Annotated in this window: 21 protein-coding genes; 8 read left to right on the forward strand and 13 right to left on the reverse strand. The window is 71.8% G+C overall.

Translation table 11 applies throughout. From position 1 onward, the window contains the following. Positions 1-324 (forward strand): hypothetical protein (locus ABZ924_RS07235; protein ID WP_361905410.1); only part of this gene is annotated, 324 nt, incomplete at its 5' end. A 137-nt stretch (positions 325-461) separates the two neighbouring features. On the opposite strand, the gene ABZ924_RS07240 is transcribed toward ABZ924_RS07235, so the two are convergent. The 3 genes from ABZ924_RS07240 to thyX all read right to left on the reverse strand — a co-directional run bounded on the left by ABZ924_RS07240 (position 462) and on the right by thyX (position 4,164). After that, positions 462-2,147 (reverse strand): ribonuclease J, encoded by a 1,686-nt coding sequence (locus ABZ924_RS07240; protein WP_361905412.1) that lies wholly within the window; start codon positions 2,145-2,147, stop codon positions 462-464. 131 nt (positions 2,148-2,278) lie between these two features. Next, the gene (gene dapA, locus ABZ924_RS07245; protein ID WP_361905415.1) at positions 2,279-3,178 is read right to left on the reverse strand and encodes a 4-hydroxy-tetrahydrodipicolinate synthase; all 900 of its coding nucleotides are present in this window, start codon (positions 3,176-3,178) and stop codon (positions 2,279-2,281) included. A 245-nt stretch (positions 3,179-3,423) separates the two neighbouring features. Continuing rightward, the gene (gene thyX / locus ABZ924_RS07250) at positions 3,424-4,164 is read right to left on the reverse strand and encodes an FAD-dependent thymidylate synthase (protein WP_361905418.1); all 741 of its coding nucleotides are present in this window, start codon (positions 4,162-4,164) and stop codon (positions 3,424-3,426) included. Positions 4,165-4,382: 218 nt separating this feature from the next. Here thyX and ABZ924_RS07255 point away from each other — a divergent pair, with 218 nt between their 5' ends. Together ABZ924_RS07255 and ABZ924_RS07260 are read left to right on the forward strand one after the other, a co-directional pair. Further along, on the forward strand, positions 4,383-4,622 hold the full coding sequence (locus tag ABZ924_RS07255) for a hypothetical protein (protein WP_361905421.1): 240 nt from the start codon (positions 4,383-4,385) through the stop codon (positions 4,620-4,622). 46 nt (positions 4,623-4,668) lie between these two features. Further along, positions 4,669-5,226 (forward strand): PH domain-containing protein, encoded by a 558-nt coding sequence (locus tag ABZ924_RS07260; RefSeq protein ID WP_361905423.1) that lies wholly within the window; start codon positions 4,669-4,671, stop codon positions 5,224-5,226. Between the two features lie 53 nt (positions 5,227-5,279). On the opposite strand, the gene ABZ924_RS07265 is transcribed toward ABZ924_RS07260, so the two are convergent. From ABZ924_RS07265 to eccD, 6 genes are all read right to left on the reverse strand, one after another. Next, positions 5,280-5,717: a hypothetical protein gene (locus ABZ924_RS07265; RefSeq protein WP_361905430.1), complete on the reverse strand. Its 438-nt coding sequence runs from the start codon at positions 5,715-5,717 to the stop codon at positions 5,280-5,282. Positions 5,718-5,733: 16 nt separating this feature from the next. Then, on the reverse strand, positions 5,734-6,489 hold the full coding sequence (dapB, locus tag ABZ924_RS07270) for a 4-hydroxy-tetrahydrodipicolinate reductase (protein WP_361905433.1): 756 nt from the start codon (positions 6,487-6,489) through the stop codon (positions 5,734-5,736). 113 nt (positions 6,490-6,602) lie between these two features. Continuing rightward, the gene (locus ABZ924_RS07275) at positions 6,603-7,982 is read right to left on the reverse strand and encodes a pitrilysin family protein (RefSeq protein ID WP_361905436.1); all 1,380 of its coding nucleotides are present in this window, start codon (positions 7,980-7,982) and stop codon (positions 6,603-6,605) included. Further along, entirely contained in the window at positions 7,979-10,201 is a 2,223-nt protein-coding gene (locus tag ABZ924_RS07280) for a polyribonucleotide nucleotidyltransferase (RefSeq protein WP_361905439.1), read from the reverse strand. The genes ABZ924_RS07275 and ABZ924_RS07280 overlap by 4 nt, the downstream gene beginning before the upstream one ends. A gap of 309 nt (positions 10,202-10,510) precedes the next feature. Further along, positions 10,511-10,798, reverse strand: coding sequence for a 30S ribosomal protein S15 (gene rpsO / locus ABZ924_RS07285; RefSeq protein ID WP_114054450.1), 288 nt, complete (start codon positions 10,796-10,798; stop codon positions 10,511-10,513). 171 nt (positions 10,799-10,969) lie between these two features. Next, positions 10,970-12,478: a type VII secretion integral membrane protein EccD gene (eccD, locus tag ABZ924_RS07290; protein WP_361905442.1), complete on the reverse strand. Its 1,509-nt coding sequence runs from the start codon at positions 12,476-12,478 to the stop codon at positions 10,970-10,972. Positions 12,479-12,685: 207 nt separating this feature from the next. Here eccD and eccCa point away from each other — a divergent pair, with 207 nt between their 5' ends. The 3 genes from eccCa (at position 12,686) to ABZ924_RS07305 (ending at position 17,376) form a co-directional block, all read left to right on the forward strand. Continuing rightward, positions 12,686-16,651, forward strand: a complete 3,966-nt coding sequence (gene eccCa, locus ABZ924_RS07295) for a type VII secretion protein EccCa (protein WP_361905445.1) — start codon at positions 12,686-12,688, stop codon at positions 16,649-16,651. Between the two features lie 41 nt (positions 16,652-16,692). After that, complete coding sequence (locus ABZ924_RS07300) at positions 16,693-16,992, forward strand: hypothetical protein (protein WP_361905449.1); 300 nt, start codon at positions 16,693-16,695, stop codon at positions 16,990-16,992. Between the two features lie 138 nt (positions 16,993-17,130). Then, positions 17,131-17,376 (forward strand): DUF397 domain-containing protein, encoded by a 246-nt coding sequence (locus ABZ924_RS07305; RefSeq protein WP_125544560.1) that lies wholly within the window; start codon positions 17,131-17,133, stop codon positions 17,374-17,376. Between the two features lie 110 nt (positions 17,377-17,486). On the opposite strand, the gene ABZ924_RS07310 is transcribed toward ABZ924_RS07305, so the two are convergent. From ABZ924_RS07310 to eccB, 4 genes are all read right to left on the reverse strand, one after another. Continuing rightward, the gene (locus ABZ924_RS07310) at positions 17,487-17,795 is read right to left on the reverse strand and encodes a WXG100 family type VII secretion target (protein ID WP_361905452.1); all 309 of its coding nucleotides are present in this window, start codon (positions 17,793-17,795) and stop codon (positions 17,487-17,489) included. Positions 17,796-17,854: 59 nt separating this feature from the next. Further along, positions 17,855-18,199 (reverse strand): hypothetical protein, encoded by a 345-nt coding sequence (locus ABZ924_RS07315; RefSeq protein WP_361905454.1) that lies wholly within the window; start codon positions 18,197-18,199, stop codon positions 17,855-17,857. 213 nt (positions 18,200-18,412) lie between these two features. After that, entirely contained in the window at positions 18,413-19,687 is a 1,275-nt protein-coding gene (gene mycP / locus ABZ924_RS07320) for a type VII secretion-associated serine protease mycosin (RefSeq protein WP_361905457.1), read from the reverse strand. An 11-nt stretch (positions 19,688-19,698) separates the two neighbouring features. After that, the gene (eccB, locus tag ABZ924_RS07325) at positions 19,699-21,294 is read right to left on the reverse strand and encodes a type VII secretion protein EccB (RefSeq protein ID WP_361905460.1); all 1,596 of its coding nucleotides are present in this window, start codon (positions 21,292-21,294) and stop codon (positions 19,699-19,701) included. A 294-nt stretch (positions 21,295-21,588) separates the two neighbouring features. Here eccB and eccE point away from each other — a divergent pair, with 294 nt between their 5' ends. Both eccE and ABZ924_RS07335 read left to right on the forward strand, forming a co-directional pair. Beyond that, positions 21,589-22,878 carry a type VII secretion protein EccE gene (gene eccE, locus ABZ924_RS07330; protein WP_361905463.1) on the forward strand — a complete coding sequence of 430 codons (1,290 nt, stop codon included), beginning with the start codon at positions 21,589-21,591 and terminating at the stop codon, positions 22,876-22,878. Beyond that, positions 22,875-23,585 (forward strand): hypothetical protein, encoded by a 711-nt coding sequence (locus ABZ924_RS07335; protein ID WP_361905466.1) that lies wholly within the window; start codon positions 22,875-22,877, stop codon positions 23,583-23,585. Before eccE ends, ABZ924_RS07335 begins: the two co-directional genes overlap by 4 nt. The last annotated feature ends 974 nt before the right edge of the window (positions 23,586-24,559 follow it).

Raw genomic sequence — 24,559 nt, forward strand, 5'->3', positions numbered from 1 at the left:
GGGTATCAACTTCTGGCGTTGATTTTTGGCACGCTGTTGAGTTCTCAAGGAACGGACGCTTCCTTTGTACTCACCCGCAGTAACACTTACTGGGGATTTCCTCCGGGCTTTCGTTCTTCGTTTTTTCTTTCTTCGATTCAGACTCTATCAGAGTCTTTCTCGCTCCGCCCTCCGGGCTTTCGCTTTCGCGTTTTCCCTTTCGGCGGTTCCAACCTTACCAGACTCTTTTCCGTGCCGTTTCCGGATCGGATTCGAATTCGGTGGCCGTTGGAGGGCCTTTCCCTTTCGGGCGGAGCAGACTTTATCAGGTTTCCCGAGGTCTGATTGCCACCCGCTCGCAGACCCGCCAGGGCACACGTGTGTGCCCGCGTTTCGTACGAGGTGGAGCCGTAAACGTACTGGAGCGGGGCCCGTGATGCAAATCCGGTTGCCCCGCTCCAGTGACGTCGCTATGCGACGGGTCAGACCTCGACCACGACCGGCAGGATCATCGGGCGGCGGCGGTAGCCGTCCGAGACCCACTTGCCCATCGTGCGGCGGATGAGCTGCTGGATCTGGTGCGGCTCGGCGACGCCGTCGGCCGCCGCGCGGGCGATGGCCTCCTCGATCTTCGTCGCGACCTGGGTGAAGGCCCCGTCCTCGATGCCGGAGCCGCGGGCCTGGATGTTCGGGCCGGTGACGACCTTGCCCGTGGTGCTGTCCACGACCACGTAGACCGAGATGATGCCCTCTTCGCCGAGGATGCGGCGGTCCTTGAGGGAGGTCTCGGTGACGTCGCCGACCGACAGGCCGTCCACGTACACGTAGCCGGCCTGGACCTTGCCGGAGATGCGCGCCTTGCCGTCGACGAGGTCGACGACGACGCCGTCCTCGGCGATCACGATGCGGTCCTTCGGGACGCCCGTCATCGCGCCGAGCTCCGCGTTGGCACGCAGGTGGCGCCACTCGCCGTGGACCGGCATCAGGTTCCGCGGCTTGCAGATGTTGTAGAAGTACAGCAGCTCGCCGGCGGAGGCGTGGCCGGAGACGTGGACCTTGGCGTTGCCCTTGTGCACCACGTTGGCGCCCCAGCGGGTCAGGCCGTTGATCACGCGGTAGACCGCGTTCTCGTTGCCCGGGATCAGGGACGACGCCAGGATCACCGTGTCGCCGGGGACGATCCGGATCTGGTGGTCGCGGTTGGCCATGCGGGACAGGGCCGCCATCGGCTCGCCCTGGGAGCCCGTGCAGACCAGCACGACCTCGTGGTCCGGCAGGTCGTCGAGGGTCTTCACGTCGACGACGAGGCCGGCGGGGACCCGCAGGTAGCCCAGGTCACGGGCGATGCCCATGTTGCGGACCATCGAGCGGCCCACGAAGGCGACCCGGCGGCCGTACTCGTGCGCGGCGTCGAGGATCTGCTGGATGCGGTGGACGTGGCTCGCGAACGAGGCCACGATGATCCGCTTCTGGGCGCCCGCGAAGACGCCGCGGATGACGCCCGAGATGTCGCGCTCCGGCGGGACGAAGCCCGGGACCTCGGCGTTCGTGGAGTCCGAGAGGAGGAGGTCGATGCCCTCCTCGCTCAGACGCGCGAAGGCGTGCAGGTCGGTGAGGCGGTTGTCCATCGGGAGCTGGTCCATCTTGAAGTCGCCGGTGGCGACGACCAGGCCCGCGGGGGTGCGGATGGCGACGGCCAGCGCGTCCGGGATGGAGTGGTTGACCGCGATGAACTCGCAGTCGAAGACCCCGAGGGCCTCGCGGTCGCCTTCCTTCACCTCGAGGGTGTAGGGGCGGATGCGGTGCTCCTGGAGCTTCGCCTCGATGAGGGCCAGCGTCAGCTTCGAGCCGATCAGCGGGATGTCCGGCTTCTCCCGCAGGAGGTACGGGACGGCGCCGATGTGGTCCTCGTGGCCGTGCGTGAGGACGATGCCCTCGACGTCGTCGAGGCGGTCCCGGATCGACGAGAAGTCCGGCAGGATCAGGTCGATGCCCGGCTGCTCCTCCTCGGGGAAGAGGACGCCGCAGTCGACGATCAGCAGGCGGCCGTCGAACTCGAAGACGGTCATGTTGCGGCCGATCTCGCCCAGGCCGCCCAGCGGGGTGACGCGCAGGCCGCCCTGGGGGAGCTTCGGCGGCGGGCCGAGCTCAGGGTGCGGATGGCTCAAAAGTCTCTCCTTCACCACACGCGCCACGTACCTCGTTCGGCACGTGGCGCGCATGTCATTCGTTCGTGCACTTGCGTGGGTGTAACCGGTCTTGCTTGTTCAGTTGTCTTGTTCAGTTGTGAAGTCCGTTGTCAGAGCTGTACCCCGCCGGCCGCAAGATCGATCTTGAGCTGGGCGGTCTCCTCGGCGGTCAGCTCGACGAGCGGGAGCCGCAGCGGGCCCGCGGGCAGGCCCTGGAGGTTCAGGGCGCCCTTGGTGGTGATCACGCCCTGGGTGCGGAACATGCCGGTGAAGACCGGCAGCAGCTTCTGGTGGATCTCGGTGGCCTTCTGGACGTCGCCGTTCAGGTGGGCGTCGAGCATCGCGCGCAGCTCGGGGGCGACCACGTGGCCGACGACGGAGACGAAGCCGACCGCGCCGACGGACAGCAGCGGCAGGTTCAGCATGTCGTCGCCGGAGTACCAGGCGAGGCCGCTCTGGGCGATGGCCCAGCTGGCGCGGCCGAGGTCGCCCTTGGCGTCCTTGTTGGCGACGATGCGGGGGTGCTCGGCCAGGCGCACCAGGGTCTCGGTGTTGATCGGGACGCCGCTGCGGCCCGGGATGTCGTAGAGCATCACCGGGAGCTCGGTGGCGTCGGCGATGGCCGTGAAGTGCCGGTAGAGGCCCTCCTGCGGCGGCTTGTTGTAGTACGGGGTCACCGCGAGCAGGCCGTGCGCGCCGGTGCGCTCGGCCTGGCGGGCGAGCTCGAGGGTGTGGCGGGTGTCGTTCGTGCCGATGCCGGCGACGACGTGGGCACGGTCGCCGACTGCTTCGAGGACGGCTCGTACGAGGTCGTTTTTCTCCGCGTCGGTGGTGGTCGGGGACTCGCCGGTGGTCCCGTTGACGATCAGGCCGTCGTTGCCTGCGTCCACCAGGTGGACGGCGAGCTGCTGCGCGCCGTCGAGGTCGAGAGCGCCATCCGCCGTGAACGGCGTGATCATGGCGGTGAGGACCCGCCCGAAGGGGGTCTGCGGAGTCGAGATCGGAGCCATGGGTAACACGCTACTCGCTGCCACGCTCGCGGTGTCCCCTCGGGGGACGTCAATGGGTCGCGCCTCCCGTCGGCGGCCGGGAGGTGCGTGGAGCCCGGCACTGCCTGCTCGGGGGTTCAAGCAGTGCCGGGTCCGTTTGATCAGCCTAGATGAACTTTCCGAAACGCCGCAATACGGACACTTCGGACTGAGTGGGGCACATCCGTGCGGCAGGGGCTGATCTGCCTGTTCGGGGCCTTCCGGACCTACGGGGCGACGCGTCCGTTCGCGTTGAAGGCGGCGTACGTGAGCGGCATCAGCCGGGCCCAGTGCTGCTCCATCTTCTCGCCGACCATCTCGATCTCCCGCTGCGGGAAGGACGGCACCGTGGCGAGCTCGTGCTGCGTGCGCAGGCCCAGGAAGTGCATGAGCGAGCGGGCGTTGCAGGTGGCGTACATCGAGGAGAACAGCCCGACGGGCAGGACCGAACGGGCCACCTCGCGGGCCACGCCCGCCTCCAGCATCTCCCGGTAGGCCTCGTACGCCTGACGGTACGAGTCCTCCATCACCCGGCCCGTCAGCTCCAGCTGGGCCTCGGTGCCCTCGACGAAGACGTACTTGCCCGGGCGGCCCTCCTGGACGAGCTTGCGCTCGGCGTCCGGGACGTAGAAGACCGGCTCCAGCTCCCGGTAGCGGCCCGACTCCTCGTTGTAGGACCAGCCGACGCGGTGCCGCATGAACTCGCGGAACACGAAGATCGGGGCGCTGATGAAGAAGGTCATCGAGTTGTGCTCGAAGGGACTGCCGTGGCGGTCCCGCATCAGGTAGTTGATGAGGCCCTTGGAGCGCTCCGGGTCCTTCTGGAGCTCGTCGAGCGACTGCTCGCCGGCCGTCGAGACGCGGGCGGCCCACAGCACGTCCGAGTCGGCGGCGGAGTGCTTGACCAGCTCCACCGTCACATCGCTGCGGAAGCTGGGTTTCAGGGCTGGGGCGGCGGTCTCGCTCACCGGGGATCCTTCCGGACGACTCACAGGGGGGCGCGCCCACTCTACGGCGCCCGCGAGGGCTGTCCGTGCACGCACCCGGGAGGGCCGCGATCGCCCGTACGGCTGACGCACCGCCATGAAATCTGCCGGATGTCCCGAATTCCGGGCACCAATCGGTCGGTTCGCACGTCTTACCCGTAGAGCCCGTATCCCGCCCTGACCGTGAGGAGAGTCGCCCCATGCTCCGCCGGCGCGAACCCGTCCCGTTCGCCTTCGTCGCCGAGGCCGACCGTTTCCGCAGCAACGTCGCTCCGCCGCCGCGCGAGAGCCTGAGCAAGACGCAGCTGGCCGCCCGCAGCCTGGTCGGGCTGACCGTGGTGGCGGGGCTCGCCGGCTCCCTGCTCTTCGGTGTTCCCGCACTCCAACCGCACCGCGCGCCCGCCACGTCGCAGCAGTCGGAGGCCGTCCAGGGGCGGTAGCCTCACGGGCACAGCCCTAGAACGTGCATATGAGTGAGGTCCAGCCGTGCCCCTGCCCTTCCTGACGGCCGACGGCGCGTTCGACGCGCAAGACGACGACGCTCCCCTCGACCACGACGACCGGGACCGCTGGCGCCGGCCGTACCGCCCCGGTCCCTGGCGGGTGGCCGGCTCGGCCCTGCTGCTCCTGCTGTCCGCGTTCATGCTGCTCGCCACGATGATCATCGCGTTCACGGGCGCCTGGGCGGGGGCGGCCGTCTGCCTGGTCGCGGCCCTGGGCGTGATCGGGACCGCGCTGCGGATCCTGATGGCGGGCGTCTGGGTGAGCCGTACGGGGCTGCGCCGGGTCGGGCTGCTGCGGACGCGCTCGATCGCGTGGAGCGAGGTCGGCGAGGTGCGCACCGTACAGCAGCCGGTGCGCTGGCTCGGCCTGCCGCGGACGGTGCAGGGCCAGGCCCTCACCGCAGCCGGGCGGGACGGCGCCGAGCTGCCGGTGCTGCTGACCGACCACAACGCCGACTTCCTGTCCCGGGCCGAGGCCTTCGACCGGGCGGTCGACATGGTCGCGGCCTGGGCGGACGAGCACCGGGCCGTGCCCGTCTGAGCTCTACGGCGCAAGACGGGAAGCCCGTACGGGGGATCAGACCCGTACGGGCACTAGCGGTCGTGCAGGGCGATGGCCCTCTGCATGGCCTTGCGCGCCCGCGGGGTGTCGCGGGCGTCGTGGTAGGCGACGGCGAGGCGGAACCAGTTGCGCCAGTCCCCCGGTGCATCCTCCGTCTCGGCCTTGCGGCGCGCGAAGACCTCGTCGGCGGAGTCCCGCAGGATCCGCCCGTGCTCATCCCGCTCCAGCTCGTCCACGGGCAGTCCGCCCTCGGCCTCCAGTACGGCGGCGAGTTCGTTGGCCCGCGTGACGAAGCGGGTGTTCTTCCACAGGAACCAGATGCCGATGACCGGCAGGACGAGCACGGCCGTGCCGAAGGTGACGGTCAGCCAGGTGCCCTGCTGGATCAGCAGGACGCCGCGGCTGCCGACGAGGACGAAGTACACGACCAGGACAGCGGCCGTGAGGAAGTAAGTGATCTTCGCGCGCATGGTGTACTGCCCGATGTCAGCCGAGGTCGAGGAAGTGTTCCAGGCCGAAGGTGAGGCCCGGGGTGGACACCACGCGGCGCGCGCCGAGCAGAATGCCCGGCATGAAGCTGCTGTGGTGCAGGGAGTCGTGGCGGATGGTCAGGGTTTCGCCCTCGCCGCCGAGCAGGACCTCCTGGTGGGCCAGCAGGCCGCGCAGGCGGATGGCGTGCACCGGGACGCCGTCGACGCTCGCGCCGCGGGCACCGTCCAGGGCGGTGGCGGTGGCGTCGGGCTGCGGGGCGCAGCCGGCCTCGGCGCGGGCGGCCGCGATGAGCTGGGCCGTACGGGTCGCCGTGCCGGAGGGGGCGTCGACCTTGTTGGGGTGGTGCAGCTCGACGACCTCGACGGACTCGAAGTAGCGGGCGGCCTGGGCGGCGAACTTCATGGTGAGGACGGCGCCGATGGAGAAGTTCGGGGCGATGAGCACGCCCGTCTCGGGCGAGCCGGCGAGCCAGCCGTTCAGCTGGGCCAGGCGCTCCTCGGTCCAGCCGGTGGTGCCGACGACGGCGTGGATGCCGTGGCGGATGCAGAAGTCGAGGTTGCCCATGACCGAGGCGGGGGTGGTCAGCTCGACGGCGACCTGGGCGCCGGTCTCGGCGAGCGTCTCCAGCTTGTCCCCGCGGCTGAGTGCGGCGACCAGTTCCATGTCCTCGGCGGCCTCGACGGCCCGGACCGCCTCGGACCCGATGCGCCCCTGGGCGCCGAGTACCGCGACCCGCAGCTTGCTGCTCATGCGTGCTTCCTTCGCTTCCACTGGTCGTGGCGGCCAGGCCGCCGTTCCTGCGCCGGGGGCGCCGGCCGGCCGTCCCGGGCGGGGCGGCGGCCGGCGTCCCCGCCGCGCATGCCTCAGGCCACCGCTTCGTCGAGGCGGGCGGCCTGCTTCTCCTTCAGCGGGCCGATCACCGCGAGCGACGGCCGCTGGGCCAGTACATCCTGTGCGACCGAGCGGACGTCGTCCGGGGTCACGGCCCCGATCCGGGCCAGCATCTCGTCGACCGACATCTGGTCGCCCCAGCACAGCTCGCTCTTGCCGATGCGGTTCATGATGGCGCCGGTGTCCTCCAGGCCGAGGACGGTGGAGCCGGACAGCTGGCCGATGGCCCGCTTGATCTCCTCGTCCGTGAGCCCGTCCGTGACGACCTTGTCGAGCTCGTCGCGGCAGATCTGCAGGACGTCGTGGATCTGGCTGGGGCGGCAGCCCGCGTACACGCCGAAGAGTCCGGTGTCGGCGAAGCCCGAGGTGTACGAGTACACGCTGTAGGCCAGGCCGCGCTTCTCGCGGACCTCCTGGAAGAGCCGGGAGGACATGCCGCCGCCGAGGGCCGTGTTCAGCACGCCGAGCGCCCAGCGGCGCTCGTCGGTGCGGGCGAGGCCCGGCATGCCGAGGACGACGTGGGACTGCTCGGTCTTGCGGTTGACCAGGTCGACCCGGCCCGAGGTGCGGATCCGCTTGGTGCCGCTGCGCGGGCCGATGGGCTCGGCGTCGGTGCGGCCGAGGGCGCCGGCCTTCTCGAAGGCGGCGCGGACCTGGCGGACGACCTTGTTGTGGTCGACGTTGCCGGCGGCGGCGACCACGAGGTGGCGGGGGTCGTAGTGCTTCTTGTAGAAGCGGCGGATCCGGTCGGCGCCGAGGGCGTTGATCGTGTCGACAGTGCCGAGCACGGGGCGGCCCAGGGGGGTGTCGCCGTACATGGTGTGCGCGAACAGGTCGTGCACGCAGTCGCCCGGGTCGTCCTCGGTCATCGCGATCTCTTCGAGGATGACGCCGCGCTCGGCGTCGACGTCCTCCTCGCGGATCAGCGAGCCGGTGAGCATGTCGCAGACGATGTCGATCGCCAGCGGCAGGTCGGTGTCGAGGACCCGCGCGTAGTAGCAGGTGTACTCCTTCGCCGTGAAGGCGTTCATCTCGCCGCCGACCGCGTCGATCGCCGAGGAGATGTCGAGGGCGCTGCGCTTGCCGGTGCCCTTGAAGAGGAGGTGCTCGAGGTAGTGCGTGGCGCCGTTGAGCGAGGGGGTCTCGTCGCGGGAGCCGACGTGCGCCCAGATGCCGAAGGTGGCGGAGCGGACGGAGGGCAGCGTCTCGGTGACGATGCGCAGTCCGCCGGGCAGGACGGTGCGCCGGACGGTGCCGATGCCGTTCTCGCCCTTGAGGAGGGTTTGGGTACGGGCGACGGCCCGCCCCTCCGAAGAGGGGCGGGCCGTCACACGGGAACTACGCGACGTCACTTGTCGGAGTCGTCCTTGTCGGCGTCGGCGTCGGCGTCCTCGCCCTCGACCACGGGGATCAGGGAGAGCTTGCCGCGCTGGTCGATCTCGGCGATCTCGACCTGGACCTTGGTGCCGACCGCGAGCACGTCCTCGACGTTCTCCACGCGCTTGCCGCCGGCGAGCTTGCGGATCTGCGAGATGTGCAGCAGGCCGTCCTTGCCCGGGAGCAGGGAGACGAAGGCACCGAAGGTGGTGGTCTTGACGACCGTGCCCAGGTAGCGCTCGCCGACCTCCGGCATGGTCGGGTTGGCGATGCCGTTGATCGTGGCGCGGGCGGCCTCGGCGGCCGGGCCGTCGGCGGCACCGATGTAGATGGTGCCGTCGTCCTCGATCGTGATCTCGGCGCCGGTGTCCTCCTGGATCTGGTTGATCATCTTGCCCTTGGGGCCGATGACCTCGCCGATCTTGTCCACGGGGATCTTGACGGTGATGATCCGCGGGGCGTTGGGGGACATCTCGTCCGGGGTGTCGATCGCTTCCATCATCACGTCGAGGATGTGGAGGCGGGCGTCGCGGGCCTGCTTGAGGGCCGCGGCCAGGACGGAGGCCGGGATGCCGTCCAGCTTGGTGTCGAGCTGGAGGGCGGTGACGAACTCCTTGGTGCCGGCGACCTTGAAGTCCATGTCGCCGAAGGCGTCCTCCGCACCGAGGATGTCGGTGAGGGCGACGTAGTGGGTCTTGCCGTCGATCTCCTGGGAGATCAGGCCCATGGCGATACCGGCGACGGGGGCCTTCAGCGGCACACCGGCGTTCAGCAGCGACATGGTGGAGGCGCAGACCGAGCCCATGGACGTCGAACCGTTGGAGCCGAGGGCCTCGGACACCTGGCGGATCGCGTAGGGGAACTCCTCGCGGGTCGGGAGGACCGGCACGATCGCGCGCTCGGCGAGCGCGCCGTGGCCGATCTCGCGGCGCTTCGGCGAACCGACGCGGCCGGTCTCGCCGACGGAGTACGGCGGGAAGTTGTAGTTGTGCATGTAGCGCTTGCGGGTCACCGGGGAGAGGGTGTCCAGCTGCTGCTCCATGCGGAGCATGTTGAGGGTGGTGACGCCCAGGATCTGGGTCTCGCCACGCTCGAACAGCGCCGAGCCGTGCACGCGCGGGATGGCCTCGACCTCGGCGGCGAGGGTACGGATGTCCGTGATCCCGCGGCCGTCGATGCGGACCTTGTCCTTGATCACGCGCTCGCGCACCAGGGCCTTGGTCAGGCTGCGGTAGGCGGCGGAGATCTCCTTCTCGCGGCCCTCGAAGGCCGGCAGGAGCTTCTCGGCGGCGAGCTCCTTGACGCGGTCCAGCTCGGCCTCGCGCTCCTGCTTGCCCGCGATGGTCAGCGCCTGGGAGAGCTCGCCGCGCACGGCCTGCTCCAGGGCGGCGAAGACGTCGTCCTCGTAGTCGAGGAAGACCGGGAACTCGCCCTCGGGCTTGGCGGCCTTGGCGGCGAGGTCCGACTGGGCCTTGCAGAGGACCTTGATGAAGGGCTTCGCGGCCTCGAGACCGGCGGCGACGACCTCCTCGGTCGGCGCCTCGGCGCCACCCTTGACCAGGGCGATGGTCTGCTCGGTGGCTTCGGCCTCGACCATCATGATCGCGACGTCGCCGTCCTCCAGGGTGCGGCCGGCGACGACCATGTCGAAGACGGCGTCCTCGAGCTCGGAGTGCGTCGGGAACGCGACCCACTGGCCCTTGATCAGCGCGACGCGGACGCCGCCGATGGGGCCGGAGAAGGGCAGGCCGGCCAGCTGCGTGGACGCGGACGCGGCGTTGATCGCGATGACGTCGTACAGGTGGTCCGGGTTCAGCGCCATGACGGTGGCGACGACCTGGATCTCGTTGCGCAGGCCCTTCTTGAAGGACGGGCGCAGCGGGCGGTCGATCAGGCGGCAGGTGAGGACCGCGTCCTCGGAGGGGCGGCCCTCACGGCGGAAGAAGGAGCCGGGGATCTTGCCCGCGGCGTACTGCCGCTCCTCGACGTCCACCGTCAGGGGGAAGAAGTCGAGCTGGTCCTTGGGCTTCTTCGACGCGGTGGTGGCGGAAAGCACCATCGTGTCGTCGTCCAGGTAGGCAACGGCGGAGCCGGCGGCCTGGCGGGCCAGGCGGCCCGTCTCGAAGCGGATGGTGCGGGTGCCGAAGGAGCCGTTGTCAATGACGGCCTCGGCGTAGTGGGTCTCGTTCTCCACTAGCGTTTCTCCATTTTCGTCGTCTCCGTCCGCGGCCCGTGTGGCGGCGGACGGTGCGGAGAAGCGCTCCTTGCGTGTGGGCCGGTCTTCGATCGAAGTACCCGGTTCTCGGCCCGTGGGGCTTTCCGGGTACCACTACCGAGGACCGGCGGCGTAGGAGTGCGCTCCTCCTTCTTCAGTTGTGCACCGGTGCGTCGCGCGGTTGTGTCCAGACTACAAAGCGTCCGGTACGTCCCGCACGCGTACAGCGGCGCGTACAGCAAAGGGAGCGGCCCCCCGCGAGGTGGGAACCGCTCCCTTCACAGCGTCTTACTTGGCGCCGGCCGCACCACGGCGGATGCCGAGGCGGTCGACCAGCGTACGGAAGCGCTGGATGTCCTTCTTGGCCAGGTACTGCAGCAGGCGGCGGCGCTGGCCGACCAGGATCAGCAGACCACGGCGGGAGTGGTGGTCGTGCTTGTGGGACTTCAGGTGCTCGGTGAGGTCCGAGATCCGCTTCGAGAGCATCGCGACCTGGACCTCGGGGGAGCCGGTGTCGCCCTCCTTGGTACCAAACTCAGCGATGATCTGCTTCTTCGTAGCGGCGTCGAGCGGCACGCGTACTCCTCTTGGGTGTCATGGCCACCGAGTGCCCCAGGTCGTATTCGCTGGGGATCTTCCGTAACTCGGGAGGCGGGTCCGCTGGGCGCAGCCTCCAGAGGTCTCGCCTCCGGGGGTGCGTACACAAACGGCCGTCACACAGCGTACCAGGCGCCGTGCGGGCACGTCTCAGCTGGTGAGCGAGCGGGCCCGGGCGTACACGTCCAGCACGGCCAGGGCCAACGGGACCAGGGCGAGCAGCACGGCCGCCTCGGTGAGGTCGAGCAGCCGCCCCCAGAAGGGTGACAGACCCTTGCGGGGTATGACCAGCGCAATTCCGGCGAGGAGGGCGGCGCCGGCGGCGACGGCGGCGGACAGCCAGATCGTACGGAGGTCCAGGCCGCCGCGGTCGTGGTAGCGGGTGAGCTCCAGGACCAGGTCGGCCGGCGGGTGCAGGGCCAGGCCCAGGACGAGCAGGGCGACGGCGGCGAGGCCTGCGGCCAGGGTGCACACGACCTGGGAGGTGTAGCGGAAGAGGCGGGCGCGCAGCAGCATGGCCAGGCCGGTGGCCAGGGCCAGGAGGCGGCCCCAGGTGTTGTCGGAGAAGCCGAGGACGGCGGCGGAGGCGACGACGACCGCGGCGCAGCCGCCGACGAGGCCGAGCAGCATCTCGTGGCCGCGGCGGGCCTGGGCGGCGATGGCGTCGGCGTCGAGCGGGGTGCCCGCCTCGACGGGGTCGGGGCCGGCGGCGGGGTCGCCGTACGGCTCGGTCTCGTAGCGGTCCGGGGTCTCGTAGACCTCGACGGCGCTCTGCGGGGCGGAGTAGCCGATGGGCAGCCGGGCGAAGCGGGCGGACAGGCCGGGCAGGAAGGCGACGAGGCCGATGGCGGCGGGGGCGCAGACGGCGGCGGTGGCGGTGGCGGAGGCCTCGGTGACGATGGCGACGAAGGTGGCCAGGGTCCCGGTGGCGCCGACGAAGGTGGCCGCGACGAAGGGGGCGTCCCCGTTCGGGGTGAGGGCGACCAGGGCGACGGAGGCGACCAGGACGCAGGCGCAGCCGAGCAGGAACTGCAGCCGGCCCGGGCCCTGGCCGGCGGCCGGGGCGAGGATGCCGGAGCCGGCGATCAGCAGCTGCGGGAGGGCGCCGAGGCCGAGGGCGACGGCAGAGCCGCGGTCGCGGTAGACCCGGGCGCGCACGCCGGCGGCGGCGGTCAGCAGCACGCCGATCGCGCCGGCGATGATGCCGGGCAGGCCGTGCATGTCGTGGCGGACCGGGTCGGCGTACCAGATGACGAAGCCGAGCAGGACGAAGAGCAGGGCGGCGCCGGCGAGGCCCGCGCCGCGCAGCATGTCGTCGCTCCACAGGTGCCGGTCGCGGACGACGGCGGAGGCGACGGCGTCGGAGACGTCGTCGAAGACGGCGGGCGGCAGGGAGTCGGCGAACGGGCGCAGGCTGAGCACCTCGCCGTCGAGGACCTGCTGGGCGGCGAGGGTGCGGGCGCCGTCGAGGACGGTGCCGTCGCGGCGTACGAGGTGGAAGCCGGTCGGGGCGCCGACGGGCTGGGTCTGGCCGGTCAGGCGCAGGATTTCCGGGTAGACGTCGGCGACGGCTATGTCCTCGGGGAGGGCGACGTCGATGCGGCTGTCGGGAGCCACGACGGTGACCCTGCAGAAGCCCGTCGTTGCGGCCGTACTCACCTGTGTGACCCCCTGGTTGGCGAAGCGGGAGCGACCCGCTGCCGTCTCGGATTCGCGGATGCGCATACTGCGCGGGCCACCCTACCGGGAGTATGAGTGACTGTCGGCAAGTAGGATCACCGTCGCGCGGGGGAGAGCCCCTTCGCGCCCGGGACTTGAGGGCGCCGGCAGTTGCGTCCCGTCCGTTTTCGAGGGATTGATGCTCCGGTGAGTCAGATCGTCGTCAAACGCCCGCCGCGGTCCCTGCCGCCCGAAGTTCCCTCGGACGAGCTGAGGCTGGAGGCTCCGCCGGAGCTTCCGCGCGGGCAGCAGGAGAGCACGCTGATGCAGCTCCTGCCGATGCTCGGCATGGGTTCGTCGGTCGTCTTCTTCTTCATGCCGGGTGCGGCGCCGTTCATGCGCATCATGGGCGTGCTGATGCTGGTGTCCACGGTGTCCATGATCATTGCCCAGTTGGTGCGCCACCGGCGCGGTACGCAGGGGCAAATGGCCGATGTGCGCCGGGACTACCTGAAATACCTCGCACAGACCCGCCGTCAGGTGCGGCGGACCGCGCGGGCGCAGCGCGACGCGCAACTGTATCTGCACCCGGCGCCCGAGCAGTTGTGGTCGGTGGTGGCCGAGGGCTCGCGGCTGTGGGAGCGGCGCGTGGGCGACGAGGACTTCGGCCAGGCCCGGCTGGGGCTGGGCGCGCAGCGGCTGGCCACTCCCCTGGTGGCGCCGGACACGGCTCCTGTGGACGAGCTGGAGCCGCTGACGGCGGGCGCGATGCAGCGCTTCCTGAAGGTGCACTCCTCGCTGGACGGGCTGCCGGTGGCGGTGTCGCTGCGGGCGTTCTACCACGTGGCGGTGTCCGGGGAGCCGGAGGCGGCGCGCGGGGTGGCGCGGGCGATGGTGGCCCAGCTGGCGACGCTGCACTCCCCCGACGACATGGTGGTGGCCGTCGTGGCGGCGCCGGGTGCGGTGGCCTCGTGGGACTGGGTGAAGTGGCTGCCGCACACCCAGGTGCCCGGGCAGGTCGACGGGGCCGGCAGCAAGCGGCTGTTCGGCGACGACCTGACCGAGGTGGAGGCGCTGCTCGCGCCGCGTCTGGAGGGGCGGCCGCGCTTCAGCCGGGACGTTTCTCCGGTGCTGGACCAGCCGCACCTGGTCATCGTGCTGGACGCCAACTCGCGCGGCGGACTGGTGCCGCCGGACTCGGTGTTCGCGGCGGCCGAGGGGCTGCAGGGCGTGACCATCGTCGAGGTGGTCGCGGGTGAGCTGGACGAGCCGCGCGGCGGGCTGTCGGTGGTGGCGCGGCCGGGCCGGCTGCGCCTGGAGTCGGGCGGCGGGATCGCGTACGAGGGCGTGCCCGACAGCCTGTCGCTGCCGGCGGCCGAGGCCCTCGCGCGGCAGCTGGCGCCGCTGCGCACGGGCGGCGGGGACGACGACGAACCGCTGCTCGCCAACCTGGACTTCACCGATCTGCTGAACCTGGGCGACGCGGCCTCCATCGACGTGGCCCGGACCTGGCGGCCGCGCTCGGCCGGCGAGCGGCTGCGCGTGCCGATCGGTGTCGGGGAGAACGGCGCGCCGGTCATGCTGGACCTGAAGGAGGCCGCGCAGGAGGGCATGGGCCCGCACGGCCTGTGCGTCGGCGCGACCGGTTCGGGCAAGTCGGAGCTGCTGCGCACGCTGGTCCTGGGCCTGGCGGTCACGCACACCTCGGAGACGCTGAACTTCGTCCTCGCGGACTTCAAGGGCGGTGCGACGTTCACCGGCATGGGGCAGATGCCGCACGTCGCCGCCGTCATCACCAACCTGGCGGACGACCTGACGCTCGTGGACCGCATGGGCGACTCGATCCGCGGCGAGCTGCAGCGCCGCCAGGAGCTGCTGCGCGCGGCGGGCAACTACGCCAACATCCACGACTACGAGAAGGCGCGCGCGGCGGGTGCCCCGCTGGAGCCGCTGGCCTCGCTGGTGCTGGTCATCGACGAGTTCAGCGAGCTGCTGACCGCCAAGCCCGACTTCATCGACATGTTCATCCAGATCGGCCGCATCGGCCGTTCGCTGGGCGTGCACCTGCTGCTGGCCTCGCAGCGCCTGGAGGAGGGCAAGCTGCGCGGCCTCGACACGTACCTGTCGTACCGCATCGGCCTGCGCACCTTCTCGGCGGCGGAGTCGCGCACCGCGATCGGCGTGCCGGACGCCTACCACCTGCCGTCGGTGCCGGGTTCGGGCTACCTGAAGTTCGGTACCGACGAGATGACGCGGTTCAAGGCGGCGTACGTTTCCGGGGTGTACCGCTCGGGCGGGCCGGACCTGTCGGTGGGCCAGTTCCCGGTGGAGCGGCGCCCCGCGCTGTTCACGGCGGCCCCGGTGCCGGTGGTGTACGCGGCGCCGGACCCGGCGTACCTGGCGGCGCAGACGAAGCGCGAGGACGACGCGCTGGCGGACACGGTGCTGGACGTGATCGTGGGCCGGCTCGAGGGGCAGGGCGTGCCGGCGCACCAGGTGTGGCTGCCGCCGCTGGACCAGGCCCCGCCGCTGGACCAGCTGCTGCCGGCGCTGGCGGCGTCGGCGGAGCGCGGGCTGCATGCGGAGGGCTACACGCGGCCGGGCGGGCTGGTCGTGCCGCTGGGCCTGATCGACAAGCCGTTCGAGCAGCGGCGCGAGGTGCTGTACCGGGACTTCTCCGGTGCGGCGGGCCACATGATGGTGGTGGGCGGCCCGCAGTCGGGCAAGTCCACGCTGATGCGGACCCTGATCTCCGCGTTCGCGCTGACGCACACCCCGCGGGAGGTGCAGTTCTACGGGCTGGACTTCGGCGGTGGCGGTATGTCGGCGGTGGCGGAGCTGCCGCACGTGGGCGGGATCGCCTCGCGTCTGGACCCGGAGCGGGTGCGGCGCACCGTCGCGGAGGTGGGGGGCATCCTCAACCGCCGCGAGGAGTTCTTCCGCGCGAACGGCATCGACTCCATCGCCACGTACCGGCGCAAGCGCGCGGCCGGCGAGCTGCCGGGCGAGCCGTGGGGCGACGTGTTCCTGGTCATCGACGGCTGGGGCGGCTTCAAGGGCGAGTACGAGGGCCTGGAGTCGGTGGTCACCGAGATCGCGTCGCGCGGTCTGGGCTACGGCATCCACGTGGTGATCACGGCGGCGCGCTACATGGAGGTGCGGGCCGCGCTGAAGGACCAGATGCTGAACCGGCTGGAGCTGCGGCTCGGCGACGTCATGGACTCCGAGTTCGACCGCAAGGTCGCGGCGAACGTGCCGACCGGGATGCCGGGCCGCGGCCAGGTGCCGGAGAAGCTGCACTTCCTGGGTGCGCTCCCGCGGATCGACGGCTCGCACGAGGCGGAGGACCTGTCCGAGGGCACGGCCGCGTTCGTGTCGATGGTGAAGCAGAACTGGGCGGGGGCCGCGGCTCCGGGCGTCCGGCTGCTGCCGCGGCTGCTGCACGCGGACCAGCTGCCCGGCGGCGGGGAGTTCCCCGGCCGCGGGATCGCGATCGGCATCGACGAGACCGACCTGGAGCCGGTGTTCGTCGACTTCGAGACCGACCCGTTCTTCCTGGTCTTCGGCGAGAGCGAGTCGGGCAAGACCAACCTGCTGCGGCTCATCGCCCAGCAGATCGCGCAGCGCTACACCCCCGACCAGGCCCGGCTGGTGGTCGGCGACTACCGGCGCAGCCTGCTGGGGGCGCTGCCGGAGGAGCACCTGCTGGAGTACGCGCCGATGGCGAGCTCGCTGCAGACGCACATGGAGGCGCTGGGCGGGGTGTTCTCCCGGCGCCAGCCGCCGACCGACGTCACCCCGCAGCAGCTGCGCGACCGCAGCTGGTGGACGGGCCCGGACGTGTACATCATCATCGACGACTACGACCTGGTGGCCACGAGCCAGGGCAACCCGCTGGCCCCGCTGGTGGAGTACCTGCCGTTCGCCCGGGACACCGGTGTCCGCTTCATCATCGCCCGCAACTCGGCGGGTGCCTCGCGGTCGCTGTACGAGCCGTTCATGCAGCGGATCAAGGAGCTGGGCGCGCAGGGCGTGGTGCTGTCGGGCGACCCGTCCGAGGGCGACCTCGTCGGCAACGTCCGCCCGCGTCCGATGCCGCCGGGCCGCGGCTACTTCTCCTCCCGCAAGCGCGGGAACTCCCTGGTCCAGCTGGGCCGCATGCCGGGCGCCTGAGCCGCCGGCCGGCCGCGCGCCGGATGCGGATGCGGATGCGGATGCGTGAGCAGGATGCCGGGGCTCCCGCCGTGCGGGGCCCCGGCATCCTGACGGTCAGCGACGACCCCGCCCCGGCCCAGGGCGTCCGCCGCGACACACGGGCCACGGCCGACAGCGGGCGCACCGTGGTCGCCTGCTCCTCCGGGGACCTGTACGTCGGCATGAGCCTTGACGACTCCTGCCGGAACCTGCTCCTGGGCCAGTGGGGCGAGGCGTACGAGAAGGCGCCCAAGGCACTCTTCGACTCCTTCCACCAGGCCGTGGTCAAGGAGCGCGGCTGCCGGCCCAAGGGGGAATGACCGGAGGTTTCCGGTACCGGCTCGGCCGCTGATCAGGAGGATGATCCGGGGAAAGGCTCCCCCGGGCCGGGGCGCAGCACCGATAATCGGCAGCGAAGACCGCGGAGCACCACCGCACCGCCGAGGGAAAGGCCGCACATGGGCACCCAGCAGGAGAAGGACGAGCTGTACGCGCTCGACATCAGCGGCGTGGAGTGGGAGGGCCCGCCCGGGACCAGCCCGGACGAGGAGCGCGTCGAGATCGCCCGGCTGCCCGAGGGCGCGGTGGCCATGCGGTCCTCGCTCGACCGGGACACCGTGCTGCGCTACACCGCCGCCGAGTGGGAGGCGTTCGTGCTCGGGGCCCGCGACGGCGAGTTCGACCTGGACCGCGGCCCGCACTGAGAGACCCGTACGCGGGCCGGGCGCACGGTTTGCGTACGCGCGGAAGGGGCGCGCCCGCGGTGGGCGCGCCCCTTCCGTGCGATCCGGGCCGGACGGACCGGCCCGCGGGCTCAGTAGGCCTCGGTGAACAGGCGCGAGGCCTTCACGTCGGTGGCGCGGTAGTCGCCCTTGCCGCGCTCGATGAGCTGGGCGACGGTCTCGAGCTGGTTCTTCATGTGCTCGGCCTTGCCCTTGTACTTGCCCTGGAGGGTGACGTACGCCTGGTGCGCCTCACCGTCCCAGGTGTCGGTGACGACCTTCAGGGCCTGGTCCATGTCCTCCAGGTCCTTGATGATCTTCCGCGAGACGGCGCGGATGCGGTTCGCCATCTCCTGGACGCTCTCGTACCGTACCCGGGTGTGCCCGTCGGTGGCGGCCATGTTGTTCTCCTTCGCGCTGAGCTGGGCTGAGGTGGGCTGAGATCGACGCCGTACGTCGGTCAGATGCCGTTGAGGCCGGAGCCGTTGCCGCCACCGCCGCCGGCGGGCTGCACGGCCTTGAAGGCGGCGCGCACGTCGTCGTCCTGGGCGTTGCTCAGGTTCTTGGTCTGGGCGACCGCGTTGTGCAGGACGCCGAGCAGGCGGCGGATCTCGTCGTGGTCCTCGTTGACCATGGTCTGGGCGTCGATGAAGCCCTGGGCACCCACACCGGTCCAGCCGGCGCTCACGGTGGCGAGGATGTCGGCCAGCTCTCGGGACTGGGTGGTGACGGCGTTGGCCGTGGTCTCGATGTTGTTCTTGGCCTTGACGATCGGATCGTCTGCAAGTCCGAAATTGTTGCTCATCCGAAGCTCCTCACTTCTCAATTCGCCGGCAGAACCGGCGGATTGCGCAGCGGAGCGGAGGTTCCGGGCGCGAATCAGCGCCGCGCAGCCGGGAATTCCCCCTCCGCCTCACGCGATCCCCCGATCACACTCGTGAAGCCTGGTGTCACTCTAGCCAGTTCATAGCACTGCCCCAACACCGACGGGCTGCTTCTGTCGATGAACTGTGACCGTTCACTGCAAACGGCGGCGGCGCCGGCGGGCGTCCCTGACGACCACCGCCGTCCCTGCGATGGTGCAGATCAGCACGGCGGCGATGCCCAGAGCGTACGTGCCGAGGCGCTCCTCGCGCTCCTGCGCCGTCTCGGCGAGGTGCAGCGCCGCCGCCCGGGGGGCCGCCGCCGGGGGCGGGCCCGGGTCCGGTACGGGGGCCTTCGGCCGGTCGTGGTCCTGGGTGAGCGCGCGGACCGGGTCGACGACACCCCAACCGACGTAGTCGTCACGGCCGTTGACCGAGCGCTCCGCGGTGCCCTGGATCTGCCAGATCACCTCCTGCGGCGTCCAGTCTGGGTGCTTGGCCCGCAGCAGGGCGGCGACGCCCGCGACGTACGGGGCGGAGAAGCTGGTGCCGTTGTCGATGCACTGGCCGAAGCCGGGGACGGTGGAGACCATGTCGACGCCGGGCGCGGCGACGCCGATGAAGTCGCCCGGCTGGGAGAACGCGGCGCGCTCGTTGTTGCGGTCGGAGGCGGCCACGGCGAGGACACCGGGGAAGGCCGCGGGGTAGGTCTTGCGCTTCTCGCCGGTCAGGCCGTCGTTGCCGGCCGAGGCGACGATCAGGACCTTGGCGTCGACGGCCCGCTGGACCGCCTTGCCGAGCTCCGAGTCGTTGCTCAGGGCGGCGTCGGTGTCCTGGGAGATGTTGATGACCTGGGCGCCCTTGGAGACCGCGTGGTCGATGGCCTGGCCCAGGGAGAGCGCGTTGCCCTTGCCCTGCCCGTCGTTCTGCCGGATCGGGATGATCACGGACTCCGGGGCGAGGCCGACGAAACCGGTGCCCTGCTGCTCGCGGGCCGCGATCAGGCCGGCCACCTTGGTGCCGTGACCGATCGTGTCGACGGTGCCGTCACCGCCCTTGGGGTCGACGAAGTCCTTGCCCGCCCCCACGTCGACGGCGCCGCTGAGCTGCGGGTTCACCCGGTCCACGCCGGTGTCGATGACGGCGACGCGGACGGGCTTGTTGTCCTTGTCCTTGCCCTTGGTCTGCGCCCACAGGGCGTCCAGCAGGACGCGCTGGAGGGCCCAGGGGCGGTCGGCTATCTGCTTCTTCATCGGGAAGGTGCACTCGCCGCCGCCCGCGAGGCGCAGCGCGGGTGCGGATGCGAATGCGGATGCGGGAGTCCCGGCCGGGGCCGCCGTCGCCGGCGTGGTGCCGCAGACCGCCGCGGCCAGGGCGAGGGACGCGGACGCGGCCAGCAGGCCGCCGCGCCGGTACGCAGAGGTGGTCATCGGCGGCGTCCTCACGAACCCTGGGGCTGGCGGGCGGAGTTGGTGTCCAGGCGGGGCCCCTTGGAGAGGAACTCCGACCACGCGATCGGCACAACGGCCGGCGTCACGCCCCCGTATCCGAGGCGGATCTGCGCCTGGCTGGCCTCGGGCCGGCCGTCGGTGGCGCCCTGGCCCGGCTGCTGCTCGGCGGCCCCGATCTTCGACTTCTCCGAGTCGCTGTCGCCGTTGGCCTGGACCGCGTACCGCAGGCCGGTGTCGGTGACCAGGAAGAGGGCGCCGTTCGCGGCGGCCTGCTTGCCCTGGACCTGCGTGTAGAGCAGGCCCGAGCCGGGCGTGACGTACGCGCTGGTGCCGCTGGCGGTGATGTCGATGGGGAAGCCGGTGCCGGCCCAGGTGCTCAGGACCTGGTTGCCCTGGCCGTCGACCGAGCGCAGCACGTTGCAGACCGTGTCGCGGGCCCCGGCGCCCTGGGCGGAGGCGCCGCCAGCCGCGTCTGCGGGGCCGGTCTGGTTGATGCGGTCGGACTTCTTGCGCGGCCAGCGGGCCTCGGCCTTGAAGGCGGTGGCGTCCGGGTTGAGGGACTGCATGTCCACCTCGCGCGGCTTGCCGTGCATGTTGAGGCCGTCGGTGGCGGGCGCCGAGATCAGCAGCCACGCCACGAAGTCCGAGACCGGGGCCACCTTTCCGGGCAGGACCACGTAGTGCTGCGCGCCGGAGCCGGTCTGTGCCCGCAGCACCATGCCGACCTTGTTGTCGGCGGTGCTCAGGCCCGGTACGTCGGCCTTGGTGCCGGCCGCGGCGGGCAGCTGCGGGAAGGCCAGGTCGTCACCGGAGTTGAGGGTGGCCAGCCACTGCTCGGTGACCTGCTGCGGGTTGGCGCCGGTGGTGCCGACCAGGGCGTTGGTCATCTTGCCCGCGTCGGCGCCGCCCTCGGGGAACTTGTACTTGGTCCCCGAGGCGTCGACCAGGTAGCGCTCCTTGCCGTTGCCAGTGCTCTGCACGTACAGCATCTGGCCGTCGGTGAGCTTGCGCTGGTCGTCCAGCAGGCCCGCCTCGCGGTCGGCCAGGACGAAGGTGGCGGTCTGCACCGTCTTCCCGTTGCCGCCCGGCGCCTGGCAGACCGCCCACCGCTTGGCCTTGCCGGCGTCCTGCGGGGCGGGCAGCCGGTCGGGCGCGTACGCGATGCCGATGATGGGGCCGCGGGGCGCCTTGCCGCCGTCCAGGATCTTGTCGTCGATCTGGAGGACCTGGAACTTCTGCGGGTCCAGCAGGAGTCGGGCGGAGGCGAGGTTGAGCACCGGGTGCAGGCGGGTCTGGTCCTTGCCGTTCACCTTGGTCTTCAGCACCACGTACCGGGTCGTCGACTGCTTGCCGACGAGGACCTTGGTGCCGGGCTCGTCCCAGCCCTTGGGGGCCTGCGGCTTGAACATGCCCCAGGCGCCGAAGCCGGCGAGGACGACGGCTCCCGCGACCAGTCCCGGCACGATCGCGCGCAGGGGCCTGGGGGCACCTTCCTCGGAGCCCGTCGCGGAGGGCTGGAGGAACGCGGCGACCGTCCGCCGCTTCGCAAAGGTGTACGCGTTGAGTTCATCACGTCGTGATGCCATGACCGTCTGCTTCTCCCCGCACGGCCCGGTCGGAGACTGCGGTCCCCGGGCCTCGATTGATCGGACCGGGGACCTACTATGCCTCTTGACGGCGGGTATCCACGGGCCGGGTAGGGTGTGGCTGCCGCTCGGCGCCCTCCACACCGGGGCAACCAGGGCCTGTTGGGGCGGATTGAGGATCTTCCGGGGAGATGCGGCGGACCGGCGGACATCGCGCTGCTCCGGCACTCACGGGTCTGGCCCTCGGGGCACCTCCCAGCGGTTGCTGGGGGAGAAAGGGGAGGTGGGCGACTGATGGCCACCGCGACGACGCAGCCGACGGCGCAGCCGCAGACGGGCGCTCCCGCACCCGTACGCAGCGGGGTGACACCGAATCCGAAGTCGAGCCCCGGCCGCTTCGGCCCGTTCCGACTGCAACAGCTCGTCCTGCTCCAGCTCGCCCTGGCGGCACTGCTGGTGGCCTGGGTCGTGGAGCCGCTGCTGCTGGTTCCGGCGGGTGTGCTCGCGGTCGTCCTGGTCGTCCTCGCCGTCGTACGCCGCCACCAGCGCTCCCTGCCCGAGTGGATCGGCGGCGCGCTCGCGCTGCGCTCCCGGCGCCGGCGGGCCGCCTCGTTCACGGTGCCCGCGGGTACGGAGCCGGGGCTGGCCCCGCTCGTCGAGGCGGAACCGGCGCTGCGGACCCTGACGTTCAGCGACCGCGAGCGGCGGCCGGTCGGCATGGTCGGCGACGGCACGTTCCTGACCGTCGTGGTGCAGGTCGACACCGACGCCACCGCACTGCGGCCCGACCGCAGCGCCCGGCCGCTGCCGCTGGCGCTGGTACGGGACGTGCTCGAAGTGGACGGGATCCGGCTGGAGTCGGCGCAGCTGGTGCTGCACACCCAGCCCGCCCCCGCCCCGCACCTGCCGGCCCAGTCGATGGCCACCCGCAACTACGCCCCGCTCCAGGCCCAGACGGGCACCCCGGCCGTGCGGCTGACCTGGATCGCGCTCAAGCTGGACCCCGAACTCTGCCCCGAGGCCGTCACCGCGCGCGGCGGCGGGCTCGCGGGCGCGCAGCGGTGCGTGGTGCGGGCGGCCGACCAGTTGGCGAGCCGGCTGGCCGGGGCCGGGTTCCGGGCCACCGTGCTGACCGAGCAGGAGCTGACCGCGGCCCTGGCCACCTCCTCGTGCGCGAACCCGATGGCCATCACCCAGGCGGGCCGCTCCGCCAGCACGGGCCGGCGCACCGAGGAGACCGCGCGGATCTGGCGCTGCGACGACCGGCGCCACACCACGTACTGGATAGGCCGCTGGCCGCATCTCGGCGGCTCTGGGGCCGGGTCCCTGCCGCAGTTCGTGGCGCTGCTGACCTCGCTGCCGGCGCTGGCGACGAACTTCAGCCTGACGATGGCCCCCGACGAACGGCAGGGCATCACGCTCGCCGGCCACGTCCGGGTCACCGGGCGCAGCGACGAGGAACTGGTGGCGGCCCGCCGCGAACTGGAGCGGGCGGCCCGCGGAGTGCGGACCGGGCTGGTCCGGCTCGACCGCGAACAGGTGCCGGGGCTGCTGGCCTCGCTGCCGCTGGGAGGGGCGCGATGAAGAAGGCGGTCAGGGGCGGCTTCGGGCTGATCGGCCCGCGCCGGGAACGGCACACGGTCCCCGCGGTGGACCTGGGCCTGCTGGCGCTGCCCGTCGCCGACGACGGGGTCGTCATCGGCGTGGACGCGCACGGGCGGCCCGCCGTGCTCGGCATCAACCGGCCCACCCCGTACGAGGTCACGCTCATCGGCGGCCTGTGGACCGCCCAGGTGCTGGCGCTGCGCGCCGCGGCCACCGGGGCCCGGGTCGCGGTGGAGACCGGGCGCGGGCAGGTGTGGGCCGCCCTGGCCCAGGCCGCCGGCGGCGGGCAGCAGTGCGTGACGCTGCACGAGGTCGGCCGGGTGCCGCCGCAGGGCGCGTCGGCGGGCAGCCCGGTGCTGGTGATCCGGGACTGCGGGATGCGGCCGCCGCGCGGGCGCGTGGTGGCCGGGCCGTGGCAGTCGGTGGTGACGCTGCTGCCGTATCTGAGCCCGACGGCGCCGCGGCTGCTGCAGAACTCCGCGCTGGTGGGCGTCCAGCGGGTGTCCCCCGACGAGGCCGAGCAGATCGGCCGGCTGATGAACCTGCCGCAGCAGACCGTGGATTCGCTGCCGACGCTCGGCGACGGGGTCACCCTGTGGTGCACGCCGCGGGATCGGCAGTTCGTGATGACGCAGGGCACGGAGTCCGAAACCAACCTCCTGGGCCAAAGCCGCCGCATCGACTGACCACCCCCGCTCGGTCCCGCGCCCCCGGCCGACTCCCCCGGCCCAGGTCCCCGCCGGCCCAGGTCCCGGCGCCCCCGCCCGGCCCCGGTCCCGGCGCCGCCCCCGCCCGGCCCGGCCCGCTCTCGCGGCCGGCCCGGCCCGCTCCCCCGGCCCGGAGACCGGCCGCCTGCCCCGGCCCTTGGGCCCAACCCGCTCCTCCGGCCCGACTCCCCGACGCGGGGCCCGGCCTGCTCCCCCCTGCCCGGTACCGGGCCCCTCCCGCGGACCGGCTCCCCGCCCGTACCCGGGGTCGCGCCGGCCCTGCGCGGGGGATCCGGCCGCAGACCCGCTGCGGAGGCCCCGGCCTGGATGGCCGCTGCCCGGCTCGGGTCGGTCCGCGCGTACCGTTCACGGGAGGCGCGGCGTTTCGGCCTCGTCGGCGTTTCCCCTCCCCGCCCCTTCTCCCCCAGCTACCGCTGGGAGGTGCCCCCAGAAACCGTGGGCTCCGCCCCGGACCCCGCTCGCCTCAAACGCCGGCGGGGCTGGGACGGACCGGGCGGGGCTGAAAGACCCGGACGCTCCGCGCCCGGTGCGCTCAAACGCCGCGCGGGCTGGATCGCGCCGCTGCGGGGGGTGGATTGCGCCGCTGCAGGTGGATTGCGCCGCCGTAGGTGGATTGCGCCGCTGCGCGGCGATTCCAGCGCGCCGGCGCTATCCAGCGCCGCCGGCACCATCCAGCCCCGCTCGGCGGGAAATCCAGCCTCGCCGGCGATTGAGGCGCGGGGTCCGGGGCGGAGCCCCGAATCTTTGAGCCGCGCCGGCGATTGAGGCGTTTCGGGAAGGGGCGGGGAGGGGAAACGGCTCCGCGCAGCGGAACGGTGGCGGCCGGGAACCTCCCGAGGTCAAGGCGCGTCCCTGGAAGGGGCCTCGCAGGGCCCCAGCCCAGGCCGCGCGGCGGGGCACGGGGGTCGCCGGGCAGGGCAGCCGTCAACGGC

The organism is Streptomyces sp. NPDC046876, from assembly GCF_040645035.1.
Taxonomy (GTDB): domain Bacteria; phylum Actinomycetota; class Actinomycetes; order Streptomycetales; family Streptomycetaceae; genus Streptomyces.